Here is a 20,911-nt window from a genome sequence, read left to right on the forward strand (position 1 = left end):
AACGTGTTGACAGGCTTCAGTAGAGCTGCAGATGGAACGTTTCAGAGAGCCGGTGGATGGTGCAAACCGGTACGCGCTGCAACTTGAATTACCGCCTCGAGCTGATCAGACGAACGACGCACAAGGTGACTTGTGACGTGCCAGTAGTCTGTTTCCGGATAGAATCCGTTATGAAATGAAGTGAGAGCCGCCTTATTCGTAAAGGCTCGTACCCTAATTTAGGTGCGATTGCCGGCGACTCTAACGAGGGTGGTACCGCGAGCAAATCCTTCTCGTCCCTTGAGGACAGAAGGATTTTTTGTATTTTCCGGATAAGAGAGGACAAATCGAAATGGTTAAATGGGAAGAGCTAACAGCTGCGCAGCAGCAGGAAGTCGAGCGCCAAATGGAAGTTATCCGCCGCGGCGTTGTGGAGATCGTGCCGGAGGATGAGTTGAAGGCGAAGGTAGCGAATGCGGTTGCAACGGGCAAGCCGCTCAAAGTAAAGCTTGGACTAGATCCATCCGCGCCGGATATTCATATCGGTCATACGGTCGTTCTGCACAAGCTGAGACAGTTCCAACAGCTAGGACACGCCGTTCAGCTCATTATCGGTGACTTCACAGGCCGGATTGGCGATCCGACAGGCAAATCTGAGACGCGCAAGCAGCTGAGCGAAGAAGATGTGAAGCGCAATGCAGAGACGTACAAGAAGCAAATCTACAAGCTGCTTGATCCGGAGAAGACGACGGTGTACTACAACTCCGAGTGGCTTGGCCCGATGAATTTTGCTGATGTCGTTACTCTCTCGGCGAAAGTAACGGTAGCTCGGATGCTGGAACGCGATGATTTCACGAAACGTTACACGACCGGCCAACCGATCAGCATCCATGAGTTCTTCTACCCGCTCATGCAAGGCTTCGATTCCGTGGCGCTGGAGAGCGATGTCGAGCTTGGCGGTACAGACCAGAAGTTCAACCTGCTGATGGGTCGCACGCTGCAGAAGGAATACGGCAAAGCAACGCAAGCGGCGATTATGACTCCGCTGATCGAAGGCCTTGACGGCGTGAACAAGATGAGCAAGAGCCTTGGCAACTACATCGGTATTGACGAAGAGCCGAATCAAATCTACGGCAAGTCGATGTCCATCCCGGATGAGCTGATGCTCAAGTACTACGAGCTTGCTACGGATATGAGCAACGATGAACTCGCTGCATTGCGTAGCGGTCTTGCTGACGGCACCAAGCATCCGCGTGATGCCAAGATGGCGCTGGCTCGCACGTTCGTGCGGATGTACCATGGCGAAGAGGCAGCAGAAGCAGCTGAGCAGCATTTCGTGACGGTGTTCCAGAAGCGTGCCCTTCCAGATGATATCCAAGATGCGGTGCTGTCTGCAGCAGATCTGGATAACGGTTCAATCTTGATCACGAAGCTGCTGACGACGCTTGGCATGCAAGCTTCCATCAGCGAAGCGAGACGGAGCGTTCAGCAAGGTGCAGTACGTATCAATGAAGAGAAGATTGAAGATCCGGCAATCGCGGTTACACCGGCTGACGGAGATATCATTCAAGTCGGCAAACGTAAATTTGTTAAATTAGTGCTTCAATAGTATGGAGAGAAAGCTTACTGTGCATCGTTTCTGCGGCAGTAAGCTTTTTTTTGACCTTAAATGGTGGAAACTAGGGGAAGCGAAACTTCTCGTGATATGTAGCGTAATACATAACATGAAGAATTCTTCTAATTTTTGGATACTGTGATAATAGAAGGGAGGGAGGGCGCTGGAAGGTTTATTTATCGGCTGTTTGACATTAGGCATCCTATTCGCCATTGTGAGCGTTATTCTTGGCGACTGGCTGAGCGCCTCCCTTGATGGGATGCTCGATTTCTTATCACTCGATGGTTACCCTGTGGTGCAGCCGACGACCATCGTTAGCGGGATTACCATCTTCGGCGGTACAGGGCTTCTGCTTGAGCATCACACCTCATTGCATGCTGCCCTTGTGATTCTCACTGCTGTTCTCATCGGAGCAGCCGGAGCTGTCCTTATGTTCTTCTTCTACGTAAGGCCGATGGCTCGCAGCGAGAACTCGACCAGCTATTCCATGAAGGAACTGACTGGCACGATAGGCGAAGTCAGCGTAACGATTCCGGGGAAAGGCTTCGGCGAGGTACTCATTAAAGTCGGCGCGGGAATCACGAATCACATTGCTTCGAGCGTGGATGGCGATCAGATTCCGACTGGTGAGCGAGTCGTCGTCGTTGGCGTAGACGTTGCTGGCCACACGCTTCAAGTTACCAAGCTAGAGCTGTAAGTACGGACAAGAGAGGGGATTTTCAATTGATTCCAGATTACTACGTTATTCCAGCAATCGTCGTTGGCATACTGATTGTACTCGGTCTTGCTTTCTGGGCGAGATACCGTACGGTTGGACCAGACAAAGCAATGATCGTAACCGGTTCTTTCCTTGGCATTAAGAATGCAACTGTCGATGAGACAGGACGCAAAATCAAGATCGTACGAGGCGGCGGTGCCTTCATTCTGCCCGTGTTCCAGAAGTCTGACTTCCTGTCCTTGCTGTCGCATAAGCTGGATGTCACGACGCCTGAAGTGTACACCGAGCAAGGCGTGCCTGTAATCTGCGACGGCGTAGCGATCATCAAGATTGGCGGTGCTGTCGAAGATGTTGCTACCGCAGCAGAGCAGTTCCTCGGCAAGCCGACGGAAGCTCTGAAAGGCGAAGCGCAGGAAGTGCTTGAAGGACATCTGCGGGCGATTCTCGGTTCCATGACTGTTGAGGAAGTGTACCGGAATCGGGATAAATTCGCCCAAGAGGTGCAAGGCGTTGCTGCACGCGACCTTAAGAAAATGGGATTGCAGATCGTCTCGTTCACGATCAAGGATTTGCGCGATAAGCATGGTTACCTTGATGCGCTTGGTAAGCCACGAATTGCCGCAGTTAAGCGCGACGCTGATATTGCCGAGGCGGAAGCGGTTCGGGATTCGCGGATTCAGAAGGCAAGAGCAGAGGAAGAAGGCTTGAAGGCTGAGCTGCTGCGCGATACGAATATCGCGGAAGCGTCCAAAGCGAAGGAGCTGAAGGTGGCGTCCTTCAAGAAGGAGCAGGATTCAGCGAAGGCGGAAGCTGACCAAGCCTATGCGATTCAAGAAGCGCGTGCGAAGCAACAAGTGGTTGAAGAGCAGATGCAGGTTGAGCTCGTCCGCAAAGAGCGTGAGATCGACCTTGAAGGCAAGGAGATTCTACGCCGCGAGAAGCAGTATGACGCGGAAGTGAAGAAGAAGGCGGATGCTGATCGCTACGCGGTAGAGCAGGCGGCAGAAGCCGACAAGTCGAAGCGGATGCGTGAGGCGGATGCGGCGCAGTACAAGATCGAGGCGGAAGCGAAGGCGAATGCCGAGCAGAAGCGGCTCGAGGGTCTCGCGATTGCAGACGCGGAGCGTGCGAAAGGTACGGCAGAAGCCGATGTCATCCGGCTGCGCGGTCTTGCAGAGGCGGAAGCGAAAGAGAAGCTCGCAAAAGCGTTTGAACTGTTCGGCGAAGCGGCTGTACTCGATATCATCGTGAAGATGCTGCCTGAGCTTGCCGGTAAAGTCGCGGAGCCGATTAGCGCGATTGATAAGCTGACCGTAGTTGATACCGGTCACGGCGAAGGTGCCGCTCGTATAAGCAACTATGTAACAACGCTTATGGCGACTGCGCCAGAGATGCTGAAGAGTGTGTCGGGCATTGATCTGAACGCGTTTGTTCGCGGATTAACCTCGAAGACGGCTGCCGGAACAGCAGCAACAGCAGCAGCTGCTGCAATGTTGCCTGAGAGCTTGCCTTCGGCGGCAGCGCCTGCAACGAATAACATAAAGCCTGACCCAATGAGCTAATTTTAAGTGTAACGTTTCACCTAAATGATCCGAAGCAGAGGCTTCGGATCATTTTTTTTGCCCGATTTACCTTCTCGACGAATGTCCATATACCAGTTATACTTCATTTAGAGTGCCGATCTACTAAAATTTTCTAGCGAGAGAAGGGGAATTGAACATGAATAAACTTACTCAGGTTCCTTGGCGAAACGTTTCGATTAAAGATGGCTTCTGGGGAACATGGCAGCAGACCAATTCCAGCTCTACTGTAAATGCAGTTTATAACCGATTCTACGAAACGGGACGAGTCCACGCCATGCGTCTTGACTGGCAGGAAGGACAACCAGATAAGCCTCATGAGTTCTGGGATTCGGATGTAGCGAAGTGGATGGAAGGCGCTGCTTATATTCTGTACTATCATCCAAACGAAGAATTGAGTCAGAAGCTGGAGAACATTATAGATCTCATCGAGAAGGGCCAGGATGAGTCCGGTTACTTCAACTCGTTCTTCTTAACCCTTGAACCGGACAACGTCTTCACAGATCGTAGTGCCCATGAGCTTTATACTGCAGGTCACATGATAGAGGCTGCTGTGGCTCATTATTATTCCACAGGAAGTAAGCGCTTCCTTAACGTGATGTCCCGTTTTGCCGATTGTATCGAGCGAGCTTTCGTCATCGATGGAACGGCCAAATATTCGACTTGCGGCCATCAGGAGATTGAGCTTGCACTCGTTCGGCTCTGGCAAGCAACAGAGGATGAACGCTATCTGCTGCTCTCGAAGCACTTCGTCGACTCTCGCGGACTGGATCCGAAGGAGCGGGTGTTCTCGGTGCCGAACGGTACTCCACCGGCTGATCCGAAGGTGCGCTGCTATGTTCACTATAATGACAGCTATGCGCAAGACGACGCGCCGGCTCGCGAGCTGCCTGCAGCGGCAGGTCATGCCGTGAGAGCGATGTATTACTACTCGTCCATGGCGGATCTCTCCAGAGAGTATGATGACAAGGAGCTGTACGATGCTTGCTTGCGTCTGTGGAACGATGCCACTCTGCGTAAAATGTACGTAACAGGCGGTGTAAGTGCGGATCGATACGGCGAAGCGATCGGAGCTGCATTTACGCTTCCGAATGCGGGGTCTTATGCGGAGACATGCGCTTCAATCGCAATGGCATTTTTCGCACAACGGATGTTCTCGATGGAGCCTGATGCACGTTATACCGATATCGTCGAACTGCAAATGTTTAATGGTGCACTGGTCGGATTATCGCTGGATGGAACAGGCTTCTTCTACGATAATGCCCTGCAGTCGTCTCCGGCTTACAATGACTTCTCGAGAGGCATCAACGATAAGCGCCTGCTGTTCCCTCATTACCGGCGCGAACGCGTATTTGAATGCTCATGCTGCCCTCCGAACATCTTGCGCTTCATCGGAGCGCTTGGCGAATATATTTACTCGACGGAGAACGACACGGTCTATGTGAATCAATATGCGCAGAGCGAGGCGAATGTCCGACTAACCTCCGGTACATTACAAATCTCACAGGTGACCAACTACCCGTGGACGGAGTCTGTCACGTTCAAGATGGACGCAGATCAGGCGCCGAATGCGGTTGTTGCCTTCCGGATGCCGGGCTGGTGTACTGCGCCAAGCGTTACGATTGACAGTACGGTCGTGTACGACAACACAACAATCGCACAAGGGATTGTCGCTTCTCGAGGCTATGTCTATGTCCCTGCATCGATGATTGCAAGCGGTACTGTCGTGCTGAATTTCCCTATGACGGTCGTCGAGCTTGAAGCGAATCCGCTTGTTGCAGAGGACACCGGTAAAATTGCGATCATGCGTGGTCCGATTGTTTATTGCGTAGAAGCTGAAGACAACGCAGGCGTGAATATATTTGATATGACTGTACTTCGCAATCCTGAGTATGGGCATCAGATGGGGCAAATTAGCGGGGTACCGATGGTTCTGCTGAATGGTAAAGCGGCGGTGCGTTCGACAGAAGGCTGGACAAATACGCTGTATCGCTCCAGCAGCTCCACATTTATGAATGTTGATTTCACGGCTATTCCGTATTTTGCTTGGGCGAACCGCGAAGCTGGCGATATGTCAGTGTGGTTGAAGAAAGAAACGGCGATCTCATAAGAATACAAAAAAAGCGATCCGGAGCATAATGCTCTGGATCGCTTGATTTATTAACGGCTGTAGAACTCGACGATTTGTTTCTCGTCGATCTCTTGTGGAAGCTCAGCACGCTCTGGAAGACGAAGGAACTTGCCTTCAACAGCTGCTTCGTTGAACTCAAGGTAGTTTGGCAGGTAGTTGCGGCCAGCCAAAGCTTCTTTAATGGATTTCTGTGCACGGCTGCGCTCACGCAGACCGATTACATCGCCGATCGATACTGTGTAAGAAGCGATGTCGACTTTCTTGCCGTTTACTGTAACGTGACCGTGGGATACCAATTGACGAGCTCCTGCACGGGAGTTAGCGAAACCAAGACGGTAAACCAGGTTGTCCAAACGGCTCTCAAGAAGGGCCATGAAGTTTTCACCGGCAATACCTTTCAGTTTCGAAGCTTTATCGAACAAGTTGCGGAATTGTTTTTCGTTCATTCCGTACATGTGACGAAGCTTTTGCTTCTCTTGCAATTGGATACCGTAACCGCTCATTTTTTTACGTTGGCCAGGACCGTGTTGACCTGGAGGGAAAGCGCGTTTCAATTCTTTGCCTGTACCGCTAAGGGAGATGCCGAGTCGACGGCTAAGTTTAAATTTAGGACCTGTATATCTTGACATGTGTCGTAAAACTCCTTCTTCAAATGGGATGTTTGAAAATGGGTGTTTCGCCGAGTGCTGTCGATCGCCGCATTGTATTAACAATGAAAGCCTAATATGCATGTTCAGCCGCAGGCATATCAGCGACAGTCTCTTGAGGGTGACACAAAACCGTTCCCATGTATTCAACTATAAATATTATATAAACTCAGTGCCTAAAGTCAAGCGATTTGCATGATTAAGTGATGGATAATTTATAACATCCAGGCTGTGGGTTGTAAGGCCTATGAATCGTTTCTACTAATAGTGCATTTACTCTATGAATCGGGTATAGTTAGAGAATAGTCATGACTGACAACAAAGAGGTGGCTGCTGATGGTAAGAAACAGTGACTCGCAGTGGAAGAACATATCGAATAATATGACACACAGCACAGTACAGCAGCCTAATCAAGAGCTCTTTCATATAGATGTACATGAAAGGGATGAGCACGACGTTAACGATTTGCTGAAGGAGTGCTTTCAGCAATGGCTGGATGAGACGAAGCAGACACGCTCGCCGCTCCTCCAATATAGGTTGGAATTATGCGGGGCAGGAGGCCAGCTGCTTGTGCATGAGGGCCAACCAAATCCCGAAGTTCCGTATCCGTTCATTGAAGTACCGATTACGAAGCGATCTGATGCTTCACAGCTGCTTGGTCAGTTGCGATTCATGAAGCAGGATATAAGCGATGAGATGGTTGCTCTCTTGCATGCTGCTGCGCTGCATATCAAACAGATTTTCTATCACCTTTATGATCTGAATCATGCTTCTCAACTGCTCCGGCAGCACGAGAAGCGCGTGCTGGATCAACGCAGCCGCGACACATTGTTTCTGATTGCCAAGCGTCTCCATGATCAGAATGACGTCTCAAGCGTCCTTCAAGTGCTTCTGGAAGACTTCGCGCAGCTATACCCCTATGCAGAATTTCAACTGTATCTTTCCCAGGACCATGTGAATGTAGATCCGCGTGTAAAGCCGCTCCTTCTGCGACATGCAATGGAAGATCTGAATGCGACAGCGTTCCTGACCGGCCAGCCGAATCTAATGGAAGATGAGCTGGGTAACATGAAGCTCGCGGTTCCGATGTGCGGCAAGCAAGCGGTGTACGGCGTACTCAGCATCGGTATGCGAGGTGAACAATGGGACGAGTCGGAGCTGGACGCATTGATCATGCTTGCAGATACGGCAGGCTCTGCCTTCGAGAATGCGAAGCTATTCGAGCAGTCGAATTTGCTTATTAGCGAGCTCCAGCTTATTAATGAACTAGCAAAGCGCTTAAATCAATCGCTGCGGCTAAGCGAAGTGTTTGAGTTTGCCGTCAGTGAGTTGCTGTCCATATTTAAGGCGGATTACTGCAATATTTTGCAGCTGAATACAGATGAGAAGTTCCAGATCGTCGCGAGCAACGTGCCGCATGAGGCGAAAGAATTGTATTCCACCCGTTACGGATTCTGCGGAATGGTATACAGCACGAAAGAACCGCTCATTATCGCGGACTATTGGTCAACGCGCATTGTGGACTCGAAGTTGATGGACGCGACTAGCTCCAGATCACTGATCGCCGTGCCATTGATGGCTGGTCAAGACGTTGTTGGCGTTATTATGGTTTCGCATCAGAATGCGAATTATTTCTCTTATGAGAACTACAAGCTGCTGCAAGTGCTGTCCACGCATATTGGGCTTGCAATCTCCAATGCATCGCTGCATGCGGAGGTGCGCCGTATGGTCATTACCGATAATTTGACCGGACTGCATGCACGGCATTACTTGAACGAGAACATTCAAAGCAGGCAGCGCAAAGATCCATTCGGTTCACTCGTCCTTGTCGATATTGATCATTTCAAGAAAGTGAATGATACGTACGGTCATTTGCACGGCGACAGTATCCTGGTGAAAGTGAGCGATGTCATTCGCGCTTGTATCCGAGATAGCGATATCGCGGCACGATGGGGCGGCGAAGAGCTTGCCGTATATTTGCCTATGATTCGCACAGCGCAGGCTTACCGTATCGCAGAACGGATTCGCAGTATGGTAGAGCTTCATACGAATCCGGTTGTAACCGTGTCGTGCGGCTTGTCGGAATGGACGTTTGAAGATGACAAAATCAGCGTAGAGTCGCTCTTCAATAAAGCAGATATGGCGTTGTACGAAGCGAAGAAGAAAGGCCGCAACTGCATCGTCATTGGTTAATAGTAATGAGCAGTCAACGGGAGCACCTATGGTGTTTCCGTTTTTTTGTCGTTTCTTTGGAACGGGATAGAATTGGCGGCAGCCGTTTACACTTGCATAAAGCAATGCTGTGCTACAGACGCTATAAGAAGCATAAAAGTTGTGTGGAGGAATGACGAGTTGAGAATGCTGCGAATTGTAACCTTTGGTTGTGTCCTGCTCATGCTGCCTGGCTGCGGCAATGCATCTGACGATAAATCACCGCAAGAACTGCTCACCCTCTCGGTGTCCGGCCTATCCGGCGTTGATCGGTATGCTTTCTCAGGTAAGACGGGCATTGGCTTTGGCAGCAGTGTGATGGAGAGCAGAGCGACCGCATTCGAAGGAACTGTCGAGAATCATAATCAGGTGCAGCTGAAAGCAAATGAGAACGACAATTTAAGCACGAATGTTCGGCCACTTGAGCTGCTTACTGAGGTACAGAAGACCGCGCAGACGACAGAGCTGGTCGAATCAGAGTCAGGCAACCGGACTGCTGTGCTTCGCATCAAGGCGAATGAGAAGCTTGCGAGCGAGAACTGGCGCAATAAGCTGCGCAGTGAATTCAGCGCGCTGGAGCAGAAGGTGCCTGCCGCCATTAGTGCCAAGATGAAGAGCACACAAGCGAGTGACAATGGCAAGAAGACAGAGCTTGAGAAGGCATGGCAAGATGAACTTGTGAAGTCGAAGAGCGAACTTGAGAGTATGCTGTCCACACTGAGCGTACAGTCGAGCTACCGGCTAATCATTGACCGGAATAAGCTGCTGCCGCTGCAGCTGGAGGAGCAGACTATGCTTCGCTACAAAGCGGAAGGCGCACAGCAGCAGGAGTCGCGGAAGACAGTGGTCAAGTTTATGCGCCTAGGCGGGGGGAATCTATAGCTTCGTGCATCCGAGACAAAAAAATGGTAGGATAGAATTGAAATTCTTAAACTTTGGAGGTTTTATTAACCATGCGTGATCCCCGTATGCAGAAGCTTGCTCAGAACTTAGTTGGATACTCCATCAGTGTACAGCCTGGAGAGAATGTCCTCATCGATATGATTGGCTCAGAGCGTGAACTTGCAAAATGTATCGTCGAAGAGGTGGCAAAGGCAGGAGGACGTCCGTTTGTAGAAACAAGCGACCGTTCCGTGCTTCGTTCGATGCTGATGAACGCGACAGAAGAACAAATCAAGCTGTGGGCTTCGTTTGATTTGGAGCGTATGAAAGCGATGCAAGGCTATATCGCGATCCGTTCCGGCGAGAACGTCAACTCGCTTGCCGACGTGCCAAGCGACAAGATGCGCCTCTACGAGAAGTACTACCGTCATCCAATTCACTCCGAGCAGCGCGTAAAACACACCAAGTGGGTCGTTCTGCGTTATCCGAACGATTCGATGGCTCAGCTGGCTAACATGAGCACGGAAGCGTTCGAAAACTTCTACTTTGATGTATGTAACCTTGACTATGCGAAGATGGATAAGGCTCAGGACCCGCTTGCTGATCTGATGGCGAAGACGGACAAAGTCCGCATCGTATCGCCAGGAACGGATTTGACGTTCTCGATTAAAGGCATTGGCGCAAGCAAATGCTCCGGCGAGCGCAATATTCCCGATGGCGAAGTGTTCAGCTGCCCGATCAAAGACTCCGTCCAAGGCACAATCACATACAATGCGCCTTCGGTATACTCCGGCATCACGTTCGAGAATATCAAGTTCACGTTCAAGGACGGCAAGATCGTAGAAGCGACGAGCAACAATACAGAGAAGCTGAACGAAATTCTCGACACGGACGAAGGCTCTCGTTATATCGGAGAATTCGCCTTGGGCTTCAACCCTTACATCCTGAACCCAATGAATGATATACTGTTCGATGAGAAAATTTCCGGCAGCTTGCACTTCACGCCTGGTCAAGCTTACGAAGAGACGGATAACGGCAACCGTTCCGCGGTTCATTGGGACCTTGTCCTTATTCAAAGACCGGAATACGGCGGCGGCGAAGTGTACTTCGATGACCGTTTGATCCGCAAAGACGGCCTGTTCGTCATTCCTGAGCTGGAAGGGCTAAACCCGAACAATTTGAAGTAAATAAATCTTGTATGTGTCTTTAAATCGGGTTATGATGAGGTAGTTAGCAACTAAATTATGGAGGGATTCCCATGTCCAATAACGCGGCAATCGTAGATATTTCCCAAACGGCGAATAAATTCGTATCATCCATCGTACTTCAAGCCGAGAATAAATACATTGACGTTAAGAGCATTCTCGGACTATTCACTACATTGGTCGGTGGACATTCCTATGAGCTTCACGTCCACGGCACAGATGCAGCGGAAGCGAAAGTTGCTCTGGCTGAAGTGTTCGCGAAACATAATTTGAACGTTAAAGTTATTGAATAGTCATTCGCTATAATGAATCGGAAGCGTTCCTGCTGAATAATCAGCGGGGCGCTTTTTTCGTTTGACCTTGTACATTCCGTTCATTTCGACTAATATAAGATTATAAAATGTTTCGTAAGTAGCGCGAGAAGGAGGAGTACGATGTCTTCATCCGATGTTCTTATTCACCTGCATCAAAAAGCGATCAATCTCCTTCACGAGGATGCCAATAAAATCGAGAAGTTAATCGAAGTGCAAATGGAAAATTTGGCAACGAGAAAATGTCCGTTGTATGAAGAGGTACTGGACACTCAAATATACGGTTTTTCCAAAGAAATCGATTTTGCAGTTCGTGCAGGACTTGTTTCAGAAGTGGCAGGCAAAGATTTGATTAGTAAACTCGAGCGGAACTTGGCACAGCTCTATGAAGCGCTAGGCAACGGTTAACCGCTTAAATAGTGCTACATAACAAAGACGCTCCCTCATGTGAGGGAGCGTCTTTGTTATGTAGCTGGCTTTCTCGTCTAGACGAGGTAGAACGAGATGCCGAGGATAATATAAACGATCAAGAGGAGTGAACCTTCGTACCAGTTGGTTCTTCCGTCATCCGAGATCGACTTCGCGATAAAGACGGAGACGGCGATAGCCGCAAGCTCAATCGGGGTGAAGACAATGTCCATCGTCTCGCCGAACAGCGCACTGACGAGAATCAGAACCGGAGCAACGAAGAGCGCGATCTGTAGGCTGCTGCCAATCGCGATCTCCACCGCGGCACCGATCTTGTTCTTCATTGCGAGCAGTACAGCTGCGCTGTGCTCAGCGGCATTACCGACAATGGCAATGAGGAATGCGCCGACGAACACTTCCGAGAGTCCGAACTTGGCCGTAAACGAGTGCAAAGTACTGACCAGCCATTCCGAGACGAACGCTGTCATCACAGTTGCCAATACGAGAAACATAATGGACTTGCCTTTAGACCAGGAAGGCTCTTCGCCATGGTCAGGCGTAGTTTCTACTTCATCCGCAAGCACGTCTTTGTGCGTAACCATGGAGAAGATGAGCCACAGGATGTAGGCAACAATGAGAATGCCGGCAATGATCAAGCTAAGCGTATTTGTCTTATGCGTCGTAAAATGCTGCGTAGAGATGAAGATCGCAGGAATGCCTAGCGCGATAACGGCAAGAATCATCAAGGAAGCATTATGGCTGGCAAGCTGCACGTTAAAGCGCTGCTCCTTGTATTTCAGCCCGCCGAGCAGGACGCTCGCTCCAAGAACAAGCAGCAAGTTACCGATAATGGAGCCCGTGATGCTTGCTTTAACCATGTCGAACAAGCCTTCACGTACCAGGAAGATTGCAATAATGAGCTCGGCTGCGTTGCCGAACGTGGCATTCAAGAATCCGCCGAGCCGCTGGCCAGCATAGTGTGCTACACTTTCTGTCGCTTTTCCGAGAAAACCGGCAACAAACAGAATCGCAGCTGCGGAAATAATAAATTCAATAATGGTTCCGAAGTGGGCGTAATGGCTTATACCGCTGAGTACAAATAGAGATAGAAGCAGTGTGAAAAACAATTTCTGGTTCAACGAAGAGCACCTCTCATGCGCATTTTGATGAAAATGGAAATCTGATAACACTATAGCTGAAAAAGGAAGTTGTGTAAACGCCGAAACCGTAATTGACAACTTTCGACCTGATGGGCAAAACATTGCATGATTGTAGTGTTAGGTTTGCTTTCTCTTCTTATTCCATGAAGTTCATAAGATAAGCAAGGTGAACATTCGTTCCTAATTTTGGGGCACTAGCCTTGATTCAAAAGTGGTGTTCCATTACAATGGAAACATAAGGTGAACAAGGAGTGAGTGGCATGACAGAAGAACTTCAAACAGGCATTATTCGTATTTCCGACGACGTAGTTGCCACAATCGCGGGATTGGCTGCACTTGAAACTCCAGGTATTGCTGCAATGTCCGGAGGGATCTCTGAAGGATTAGCGAAGCGTCTGAGCGGAAAAAACGTACAAAAAGGCGTATCTGTTGAGGTTGGCCAGCTGGAAGCGGCAATCGATCTGCGCATTATTGTGAAATATGGTATCCCGATTCAAGAGGTATGCCGCCAATTGCAGGAGAATGTCCGCGAAACGGTAACGAATATGACAGGGCTTCACGTCGTTGAAGTCAACATCAAGGTGGAAGGCGTGGCCTTCAAGGAAGACGAAACAGCGGAAGATACCGCTCGTCTGAAGTAAAGTGAGTTCTGTAGAATAACCAAAAAGGCATGCTCTGATGAGCATGCCTTTTTGGTTATTTGCGAGCTGAGTGCTGCGGTCGTAAGGTTTGGGTATGCGTTGTAGTTGATCTCGTCTGCTGTTGTTGCTTCTCCGGGCGATTGTACTCGCGAGAGATGCTGAGCAATACGCCCATGCCAAGCAAGGAGACAATCAGAGACGAACCGCCGTGGCTGATGAATGGAAGCGTAACGCCTGTTAACGGCATCGCTCCGGTTACACCGCCGATATTGACGAGTGCTTGTACCGCAAACATTCCGACAATGCCGACGCCAACGATAGTGCCATAGCTGTCCGGACACCTTAGCGCGACAAGCAAGCCTCGCCATAGGAAGAACAAGTAGAAGAGCAGGAACAACAAGCTTCCGATAAATCCGAATTCCTCGGCGATGATGGAGAAAATAAAGTCGCTGTATGCATATGGCAAGTAATGCAGCTTCTGTACGCTATGACCGAAGCCAGCGCCAGTAATGCTGCCATGGCCAAGCGCCTGCAAGGAACGCGACAATTGGTAGGTGGTGTTCTGCTCGTCCGATGTCGGATCCATAAAAGCGGTAAATCGGTTAATCCGGTATTCCCAGCCCGATGGATCTTTCATGATGGAGATGCTGGCCCATGCTGCGACAAGCGACGAAATAATAATGCCTGCGAGAAACAGCTGCTTCAGGTTGGCTCCGCCTGCAACGATAATAAGGATCGAACAAGCGGCAATCACGATGCATGCTCCAAGATCGGGCTGCAGCATAATAAGTCCGCAGATGAATCCGATGATGATGAAGACGGGAACAAGCCCTTTCTTGAAATCCCGGAAGTTCTCGCCTTTCTTGGAGATCAATGAGCCTAAATAAAGGATAAGTCCAAGCTTTGCAAACTCTGTCGGTTGTATGCCAAGTGATCCGACGCCAAACCAGCTTCGTGCGCCGTTCAATTCCTTTCCTATGAAAGGTACGAGAATGAGCATAATCAGAACGGGGATAAAGTAGAGGATGAACCCTTTTTTAAAAACCGTATAGGGTATGTTCATGATGACGAACATGGAGATGATGCCCATAACGGCCCACATCAACTGGCGCTTCGTGAAATACAAGGCATCAAAATTGGAGCTTTTGGAAATGACCGCTGTGTTCGAGCTGGCGCTGAATACCATAACCAGGCCGAAGCCGACGAGCAGCAGCGTAAGCACGAGTAATAAGAAATCAGGCCTGCCGCGCAGGCCGTTTGACTTCTGTTTAATGGGTTGTGGACTCATCGCCCATTAAGCAAGCAATTTCTTCAATTCTTGCAGACGTTGATTAGCGGAGTTCAGAATCGCTTGCGGTACAGGCGATTCGTAGTCCAAGCCGTGCGGGAATGTAGCGCGTCCGATATAGACGGATTCCACTTGAAGCACAGCATGCGATGATTCCAGCTTGCCCTCAATTGCGCGGACATTGAAGCGCAGGAAGTAATCTTCGCGGTTAGTGCGGTCTTCCAGCTTCAAATCATAAGTAGCGCGATAATATTCCCATTGCCAACGAACGAAGCCAAGCTTCTCCGAGGACTCATCAAGATGCGCAAGGTCACTAGTCATGCCGTTCAGGCCTGTATTCTCAATAATCATGTGGGGTGCGTCCTCCTTCAAGCTACAAAACAAGGTTTTCTTCTTATCCATGATAGTATTTTTCCATTGCCAGTGCAAGCCTTCCTCTTGCGGCAACCATGCGGCAAAAGTGACATTTTAGCGAAAAATGTTCCCATTATTTAACCAAATCATATCTTTCAGTACGTTCGCACAATCTGCTACAATAGGGAGATAAAGTCATAAAGGCGTAAGGAGGTTTGTAAGCGTGGAGATTATAGCAACAACAGAAGCACAGCTGCAAACTGTCTTTCCTCAAATGGTGAAGTGGCGCCGTTATTTGCATCAGCATCCGGAGGTTTCTTTTCACGAGAAGGAAACATCGCGTTGGATTGCAGAACGACTTAAAGAAATGGGTATTGTCGTGAAGGAACGTGTTGGCGGGGGCTATGGGCTGATCGCTTCAATTAAAGGCGACAAGCCAGGTCCAGTCGTAGCACTGCGTTGCGATATTGACGCCTTGCCGATTCAAGACGAGAAGAAAACGGACTATATCTCGACCGTTCCTGGCGTCATGCATGCTTGCGGACATGATGCGCATACATCGACGATGCTCGCGATAGCGAGTTACTATAACGCGAATAAAGCGGCAATTGCCGGAGAGCGCAGGCTGATCTTCCAACCGGCTGAGGAAGTGTCTCCAGGCGGTGCGAAGAGCATGATCGAAGCAGGAGCACTGGATGGGGTCGATGCGATCTATGGCGTGCATCTGTGGACGCCGATGCCGTATGGAACAGCAGCTACGAAGCCAGGCCCGTTCATGGCAGCGCCGGATGAAATCTATATTGAGATTGTCGGGAAAGGCGGACATGGCGGACTGCCGCATGAGACCATTGATGCGGTGCTGATCGGGTCGGCGATCGTACAGGCTATTCAATCCGTTGTCAGCCGCAATGTGAATCCGCTTGATCCGGCTGTTGTATCTATCGGTTCCATTCAAGCCGGTTCAACCGCGAACGTGATCGCAGAGCGGTGCAAGATGACAGGAACGGTGAGAACGTTCACGGAAGAGATTCGTGCCTTTATTAAGGAACGGCTGAATGTCATCGTGAGCCAAACGGCGGCGATGTACGGCGCTACAGCGACATTCGAATATCGGGACGGGTATCCGCCGGTGGTGAACGATGCGAAGGAAGCGGCTCGCTTCTTCAAGGTCGCGCCATCCGAGTTCGGAGAAGAAGGCGTATCGGAGTCGCCGCTTATTATGGCAGGCGAAGATTTCACGTATTATCTACGCGAGGTTCCGGGCTGCTTCATGTTCGTCGGAGCAGGCGGGGAAGCAAGCGGTGCGACATATCCGCATCACCATCCACGCTTCGATATCGATGAGCGTGCAATGCTGCGCTCAGCCAAGCTGATGATTGCTATGGCTGAGGATTTTGCAGCGGAAGCTGCTTCAGGCGCGTAAGCTATGCGATGCATGAGGGAGTCTCGTCAAGGCTAACCTAACAGATGGGAGCAGTGCTGCAGATGCAGCTACTTCATCTAAGGAAGGAGCAATAGCCAAGTGACGAGACTTGTGAAAGATCTGATGTCCACGAACTGTGTGACAGCCACTTTACTTGATAACGTGTATGAGCTTGCTGTTTTAATGAAGGACCATGATATCGGGTTTGTGCCGATCGTTGACGGGCAGAAGCTGATCGGCATCGTAACGGACCGTGATTTGGTCGTTCGCGGGTATGCGGAGAAGCATTCCGGCTCGACGGCGGTATCCGAAGTCATCACGACCGATATACGAACGATTGATGCCAGTACGACTGTTGATGAAGCCGCTCGGATTATGGCCGATCATCAGATCAGGCGGCTGCCAGTTGTGCAGGATGGCAATCTAGTTGGCATCGTCTCGATTGGGGATTTGGCCGTGCGCGAAATATTCGTGAACGAAGCGGGCGATGCGCTGAGCAGCATTTCGCAGCAGCATGGCGGTGATACACAACAGCATACTTTACATTAACGTGAACGCGATTTAGCCGATTGGGCTGGATCGCGTTTTTTTTGCATAATTTTGTACGAATCATTGGATACTGAAGTCATAGGAACATTAGGACAACTATGGGCAAAATGCCACGATTCAGGGGGATGATGCAGGTGATGAAACGTGAAGACAAGCCCTTGTGCGTACAGGCTGACTTTACTGTACTGCTGGATGATCGGCACGCGGATGCGGAGGCTGCCCGCGAGCAGCTAAGCCGCTTCGCGGATCTAACGAAGCGGCCGGGACATATCCATACGTACCGGATAACGCCAATGTCGATTTGGAACGCCGCTTCGGCAGGCATGACGCCGAAAGAGATGATTCGGGCGCTCGGCGAGTACAGCTGCTACGAGGTACCTCTGCAGGTGACAAGCGGCATTCGAAAGCTTGCGGAGCGCTATGGCAAGCTGATGCTTCAGCTAACCGCTGAAGGCAAGCTGCTGCTGCTTGGTGAAGATGAGCTGTTAAATACGCTGCGCGTGAATAAGACGATCAGCGGGTTTTTGCAGGATTCGGAAAGCGGTGACGCTGAAGACAACCTCGTCGTCCGTCCTGAATCTAGAGGGCTGCTGAAGCAGGAGCTTACTCGGCTCGGCTATCCAGTGCTCGACCTGGCTGGATACCGGCATGGCGAAGCGCTTGAAGTTTCTCTTCAGGAGCGGACAGCGTCAGGCAGAGCATTCGAGCTGCGTGATTACCAGCTGAGAGCTGTCAATTTATTCTATTTGGAGGGACAGGCTGATGGCGGCAGCGGCGTGCTTGTCCTGCCTTGCGGAGCGGGCAAGACGGTAATCGGTATTGCGGCTCTTGCGCGGCTGCGCTGTGACACACTAATACTGACCTCGAACGTAACCTCTGTGCAGCAATGGAAGGCAGAGCTGCTTGATAAGACGACGCTGAGGGAAGGCGAGATCGGTACCTATGCGGCTGATTCGAAGGATGTTAAGCCGGTCACGATTGCAACTTATCAGATATTAACGAGCCGCAGACAGAAGACCGACGAATACAGCCATATGCGGCTGTTCCAGGAGCGGAACTGGGGGCTCATTATCTACGATGAGGTGCATCTGCTGCCAGCACCTGTTTTTCGGATGACGGCAGATTTGCAAGCGACGAGGCGGCTTGGCCTTACGGCGACGCTTGTCAGGGAAGATGGGCGGGAAGAGGATGTGTTCTCGCTGATTGGGCCGAAGCGCTTCGACTTGCCGTGGAAGACGCTGGAGCAGCGGCAGTACATCGCTTCGCTGACATGCACCGAAATCCGGATCCCGCTGGCGCATGAGGAGCTTGAAGATTATGTAGCTGCGGAGGAGAAGGCTAAGGTGCGTATGGCTGGCGAGAATTCCGCCAAGATCGAGGTCGTGCGCGAGCTGCTGCGTTACCATAAGGGCAAGCCAGCGCTCGTGATTGGTCAGTATCTGACTCAGCTGCATAGGCTTGCGGAGGAGCTTCATGCGCCGATCTTGACCGGCGAACTGCCGCATGAGGAGCGGGCGAAGCTGTACGAGCAGTTCAAGGCGGGTGAAATCCCTGTGCTTGTCGTATCGAAGGTGGCGAATTTCGCCGTAGATCTCCCAGACGCAGCAGTAGCGATTCAAGTATCGGGCAGCTACGGCTCAAGACAGGAAGAAGCGCAGCGGATTGGACGGATTCTAAGACCGAAGTCTGGTGACAATCAGGCTTGGTTTTATACGGTTGTTTCGCAGCATACGAAGGAAACCGAATATGCGAGCAGACGCCAGCTGTTCTTGCTCGAGCAGGGCTACCGGTATTCCCTGCGGGAATGGGATGAGATGAAAGGCGAATGGGCTTATGAGGATGACGCAGTGAGCCGGGAGGCAGCGCAGTGAAGCTTGATGAGATTGCCCGGAAGCTGACTGAAGAGCAGAGGCTTAGGTTTGTTGCGCATCCATTGTGGAACGAGATGAGCAGCTTCGTGTGGCCGGAATCACTGACAACAAGCACGTGCGCGACAGAGGCATGGCTAAGGCTGGATGACCCGGCACACTATGTTCTTGAAGTGATTCTGCTCGGATTCGGGCGGTCGCTGTTCAGCGAGGAACAGCTCTTGCAGGCAGCGAAGCCGCGGCTCTCCGGGTCCGAGCTGCGAATTGGCCTGTTTAATTTGCAAGAAGCAGGCATTGTGTTTGCTGTCCGCAGAGGTTGGGGCGAGAAGTTGTATGGAGTCCCGAGTGACATGTTTATGGTCTGGTATCATGCCATGCAAGCTGGGAAGCGGTTGCCGGCCATGCCAGTGATAGATTCATATGATATTGTTCCAATAGAGGGTAACGAAGGCTACGTTCCGCCATTAAGTGTTCAGCTGCTTCATGCCATGGCAGTGCTGCAGCATGTGGGATTGAAGAGAACGGCACGAGGCGTCCTCACGAAGCGCGCTATCGAGAGCGCAGCTGCGCAGCTGCAATACGACAGCGAGCAGTTGCTTGGCGTTGCGGAGCTGAGCCAGTCGGATGATGCGCAGCAGTATCCGCTGCCGCTCGCGATTATGCTTCAGCTCGCCGTGCAAGAGGGCTGGCTCATCGAACGAGCAACCTCCTATTATTTCAATCAATCGGCGTGGGAGAATTGGCTGAAGCAGCATTCCTCTATACGTGAAGAGAAGCTTCTTCAGCAGATACTTGAGCTGCTCAGCAACCAGAATGCTGCTGCAGCAGTTGCAGCAGCTGAGTTATGTACACAATCGCTTGCTTATACCTGGTACAGCGCTTCCGATGTGGAGGAGCGGCTGAATCATGCAAGCAGTGCAGTCTTGACGAAGCTGCATCACAATGCGATTGCTCAATGGTGCGGGCTGCTTCGCACATTAGGGTGGATAGAACTCGCGGAGGAGGAGGCTGGCGCTGCTGTGTTTCGATGGTTGATTCAACCGTTCGAGCACAGCGTGAGCGAAGCGGCCGGCGATCAGAATGGCTTCAAGCCCAGCACCAGCAGCGAAGCGGTAGCGATTCAGTTCACGCCTGATGGTGATATCTACGTACAAGAGGATTGTCCCTATGAGGTCAGGTGGCAGCTCGAAATTATTGCGGAGCGCCGTAGAACGGATCGTGTTACCGTCTACCGGATGACAGAGCGCAGTTACAAACGCGCGGCTGATCAGGGAATTGGTGCAGATGAGATCATTCAAATGCTGGAAACAGCTGCAGATGAGCCTCTTCCAGAGACGATGCGAGCAGCGATATCGATCGGGATGAGCGTACATGCGGTGGTGGCACTCTCTCCTGCTACATCTACAGAAGAGGCCATGTCTGTTACGCTGCACGGATCAAACCCGAGCGAACACGAATCGTCTCTTCTGGTCCTTCAAGGAGGCAACGGAAGCGGCAGAAGCAGCAACAGTAACCATGGAACTCAATCATACGAGCTGATTCTCGAACACAAGGCTGTCCGCTCACTGTTTATCGGCATTGAATCCGTCCCCGCGATGTGGCTGAAACAATTCCGCGCCTATCACCTTTCGACGCGAAGGGAACTGATGGAACAGGCGTTAAGCTGGCGGACAGCGGTTAAACTAAGCTGTGAAGGCATAATCAAGCCTTTTATTCCCGAGCGAATTGTTGATGAAGCAGGCCAATGGGCAGTTGTCGGGCACTTGCAGGAGGGCGAGGATTGTGTGCCCGTGAAGCTTCAACCGGACATGTGGCAGGAAATGATGCTCGTGCTGCCGGAAGGCACGATCATTAATTAGGTTCTCCCGTTTCTTCTTATCTATCGTTATGATATGATATTGAAAGTAGGCTATAGCCTTCAAGTTCATAAAGGGGCGGATA

General features: G+C 50.8%; 18 protein-coding genes and 1 other annotated feature (1 of these 19 cut by a window edge). Of the genes, 14 read left to right on the forward strand and 4 right to left on the reverse strand.

Translation table 11 applies throughout. The features are described 5' to 3' along the window. Positions 1 to 283, forward strand: a binding site (T-box leader); it begins 3 nt to the left of the window's first position. A gap of 48 nt (positions 284 to 331) precedes the next feature. The 4 genes from tyrS to AC0YNX_RS02415 all read left to right on the forward strand — a co-directional run bounded on the left by tyrS (position 332) and on the right by AC0YNX_RS02415 (position 6,002). After that, on the forward strand, positions 332 to 1,588 hold the full coding sequence (gene tyrS, locus AC0YNX_RS02400) for a tyrosine--tRNA ligase (protein ID WP_475814051.1): 1,257 nt from the start codon (positions 332 to 334) through the stop codon (positions 1,586 to 1,588). 169 nt (positions 1,589 to 1,757) lie between these two features. Continuing rightward, positions 1,758 to 2,291, forward strand: coding sequence for an NfeD family membrane protein (locus AC0YNX_RS02405; protein WP_475815156.1), 534 nt, complete (start codon positions 1,758 to 1,760; stop codon positions 2,289 to 2,291). A gap of 29 nt (positions 2,292 to 2,320) precedes the next feature. Next, complete coding sequence (locus tag AC0YNX_RS02410) at positions 2,321 to 3,874, forward strand: flotillin family protein (RefSeq protein WP_475815157.1); 1,554 nt, start codon at positions 2,321 to 2,323, stop codon at positions 3,872 to 3,874. Positions 3,875 to 4,031: 157 nt separating this feature from the next. Then, the gene (locus tag AC0YNX_RS02415; RefSeq protein ID WP_475814052.1) at positions 4,032 to 6,002 is read left to right on the forward strand and encodes a glycoside hydrolase family 127 protein; all 1,971 of its coding nucleotides are present in this window, start codon (positions 4,032 to 4,034) and stop codon (positions 6,000 to 6,002) included. Between the two features lie 50 nt (positions 6,003 to 6,052). Here AC0YNX_RS02415 and rpsD read toward each other — a convergent pair whose 3' ends face one another. Then, positions 6,053 to 6,652: a 30S ribosomal protein S4 gene (rpsD, locus tag AC0YNX_RS02420; RefSeq protein ID WP_475814053.1), complete on the reverse strand. Its 600-nt coding sequence runs from the start codon at positions 6,650 to 6,652 to the stop codon at positions 6,053 to 6,055. Between the two features lie 354 nt (positions 6,653 to 7,006). Here rpsD and AC0YNX_RS02425 point away from each other — a divergent pair, with 354 nt between their 5' ends. The 5 genes from AC0YNX_RS02425 (at position 7,007) to AC0YNX_RS02445 (ending at position 11,687) form a co-directional block, all read left to right on the forward strand. Continuing rightward, positions 7,007 to 8,863: a sensor domain-containing diguanylate cyclase gene (locus AC0YNX_RS02425; protein WP_475814054.1), complete on the forward strand. Its 1,857-nt coding sequence runs from the start codon at positions 7,007 to 7,009 to the stop codon at positions 8,861 to 8,863. A 159-nt stretch (positions 8,864 to 9,022) separates the two neighbouring features. Beyond that, on the forward strand, positions 9,023 to 9,763 hold the full coding sequence (locus AC0YNX_RS02430) for a hypothetical protein (protein ID WP_475814055.1): 741 nt from the start codon (positions 9,023 to 9,025) through the stop codon (positions 9,761 to 9,763). A gap of 71 nt (positions 9,764 to 9,834) precedes the next feature. Beyond that, positions 9,835 to 10,950, forward strand: a complete 1,116-nt coding sequence (locus AC0YNX_RS02435) for an aminopeptidase (protein ID WP_475814056.1) — start codon at positions 9,835 to 9,837, stop codon at positions 10,948 to 10,950. 71 nt (positions 10,951 to 11,021) lie between these two features. After that, entirely contained in the window at positions 11,022 to 11,261 is a 240-nt protein-coding gene (locus AC0YNX_RS02440; protein WP_475814057.1) for an HPr family phosphocarrier protein, read from the forward strand. A gap of 141 nt (positions 11,262 to 11,402) precedes the next feature. Continuing rightward, positions 11,403 to 11,687, forward strand: coding sequence for an Fpa/YlaN family protein (locus AC0YNX_RS02445; RefSeq protein ID WP_475814058.1), 285 nt, complete (start codon positions 11,403 to 11,405; stop codon positions 11,685 to 11,687). Between the two features lie 77 nt (positions 11,688 to 11,764). On the opposite strand, the gene cax is transcribed toward AC0YNX_RS02445, so the two are convergent. Further along, on the reverse strand, positions 11,765 to 12,826 hold the full coding sequence (gene cax / locus AC0YNX_RS02450; protein ID WP_475814059.1) for a calcium/proton exchanger: 1,062 nt from the start codon (positions 12,824 to 12,826) through the stop codon (positions 11,765 to 11,767). 281 nt (positions 12,827 to 13,107) lie between these two features. Here cax and AC0YNX_RS02455 point away from each other — a divergent pair, with 281 nt between their 5' ends. Continuing rightward, positions 13,108 to 13,488, forward strand: a complete 381-nt coding sequence (locus AC0YNX_RS02455; RefSeq protein WP_475814060.1) for an Asp23/Gls24 family envelope stress response protein — start codon at positions 13,108 to 13,110, stop codon at positions 13,486 to 13,488. Positions 13,489 to 13,543: 55 nt separating this feature from the next. Here the strand turns inward: AC0YNX_RS02455 and ftsW are convergent, their stop codons facing one another. Together ftsW and AC0YNX_RS02465 are read right to left on the reverse strand one after the other, a co-directional pair. Further along, the gene (gene ftsW, locus AC0YNX_RS02460) at positions 13,544 to 14,776 is read right to left on the reverse strand and encodes a putative lipid II flippase FtsW (protein ID WP_475814061.1); all 1,233 of its coding nucleotides are present in this window, start codon (positions 14,774 to 14,776) and stop codon (positions 13,544 to 13,546) included. A gap of 6 nt (positions 14,777 to 14,782) precedes the next feature. Beyond that, the gene (locus tag AC0YNX_RS02465; RefSeq protein WP_090573059.1) at positions 14,783 to 15,127 is read right to left on the reverse strand and encodes a YugN family protein; all 345 of its coding nucleotides are present in this window, start codon (positions 15,125 to 15,127) and stop codon (positions 14,783 to 14,785) included. Positions 15,128 to 15,404: 277 nt separating this feature from the next. Here AC0YNX_RS02465 and AC0YNX_RS02470 point away from each other — a divergent pair, with 277 nt between their 5' ends. The 4 genes from AC0YNX_RS02470 (at position 15,405) to AC0YNX_RS02485 (ending at position 20,829) form a co-directional block, all read left to right on the forward strand. After that, entirely contained in the window at positions 15,405 to 16,553 is a 1,149-nt protein-coding gene (locus AC0YNX_RS02470) for an amidohydrolase (RefSeq protein ID WP_475815158.1), read from the forward strand. A 99-nt stretch (positions 16,554 to 16,652) separates the two neighbouring features. Beyond that, entirely contained in the window at positions 16,653 to 17,102 is a 450-nt protein-coding gene (locus tag AC0YNX_RS02475) for a CBS domain-containing protein (protein WP_475814062.1), read from the forward strand. A gap of 125 nt (positions 17,103 to 17,227) precedes the next feature. After that, the gene (locus tag AC0YNX_RS02480) at positions 17,228 to 18,973 is read left to right on the forward strand and encodes a DNA repair helicase XPB (RefSeq protein ID WP_475815159.1); all 1,746 of its coding nucleotides are present in this window, start codon (positions 17,228 to 17,230) and stop codon (positions 18,971 to 18,973) included. Further along, positions 18,970 to 20,829 (forward strand): helicase-associated domain-containing protein, encoded by a 1,860-nt coding sequence (locus AC0YNX_RS02485; protein ID WP_475814063.1) that lies wholly within the window; start codon positions 18,970 to 18,972, stop codon positions 20,827 to 20,829. Before AC0YNX_RS02480 ends, AC0YNX_RS02485 begins: the two co-directional genes overlap by 4 nt. Positions 20,830 to 20,911: the final 82 nt, after the last annotated feature.

This window comes from Paenibacillus sp. J31R98, from assembly GCF_056269245.1.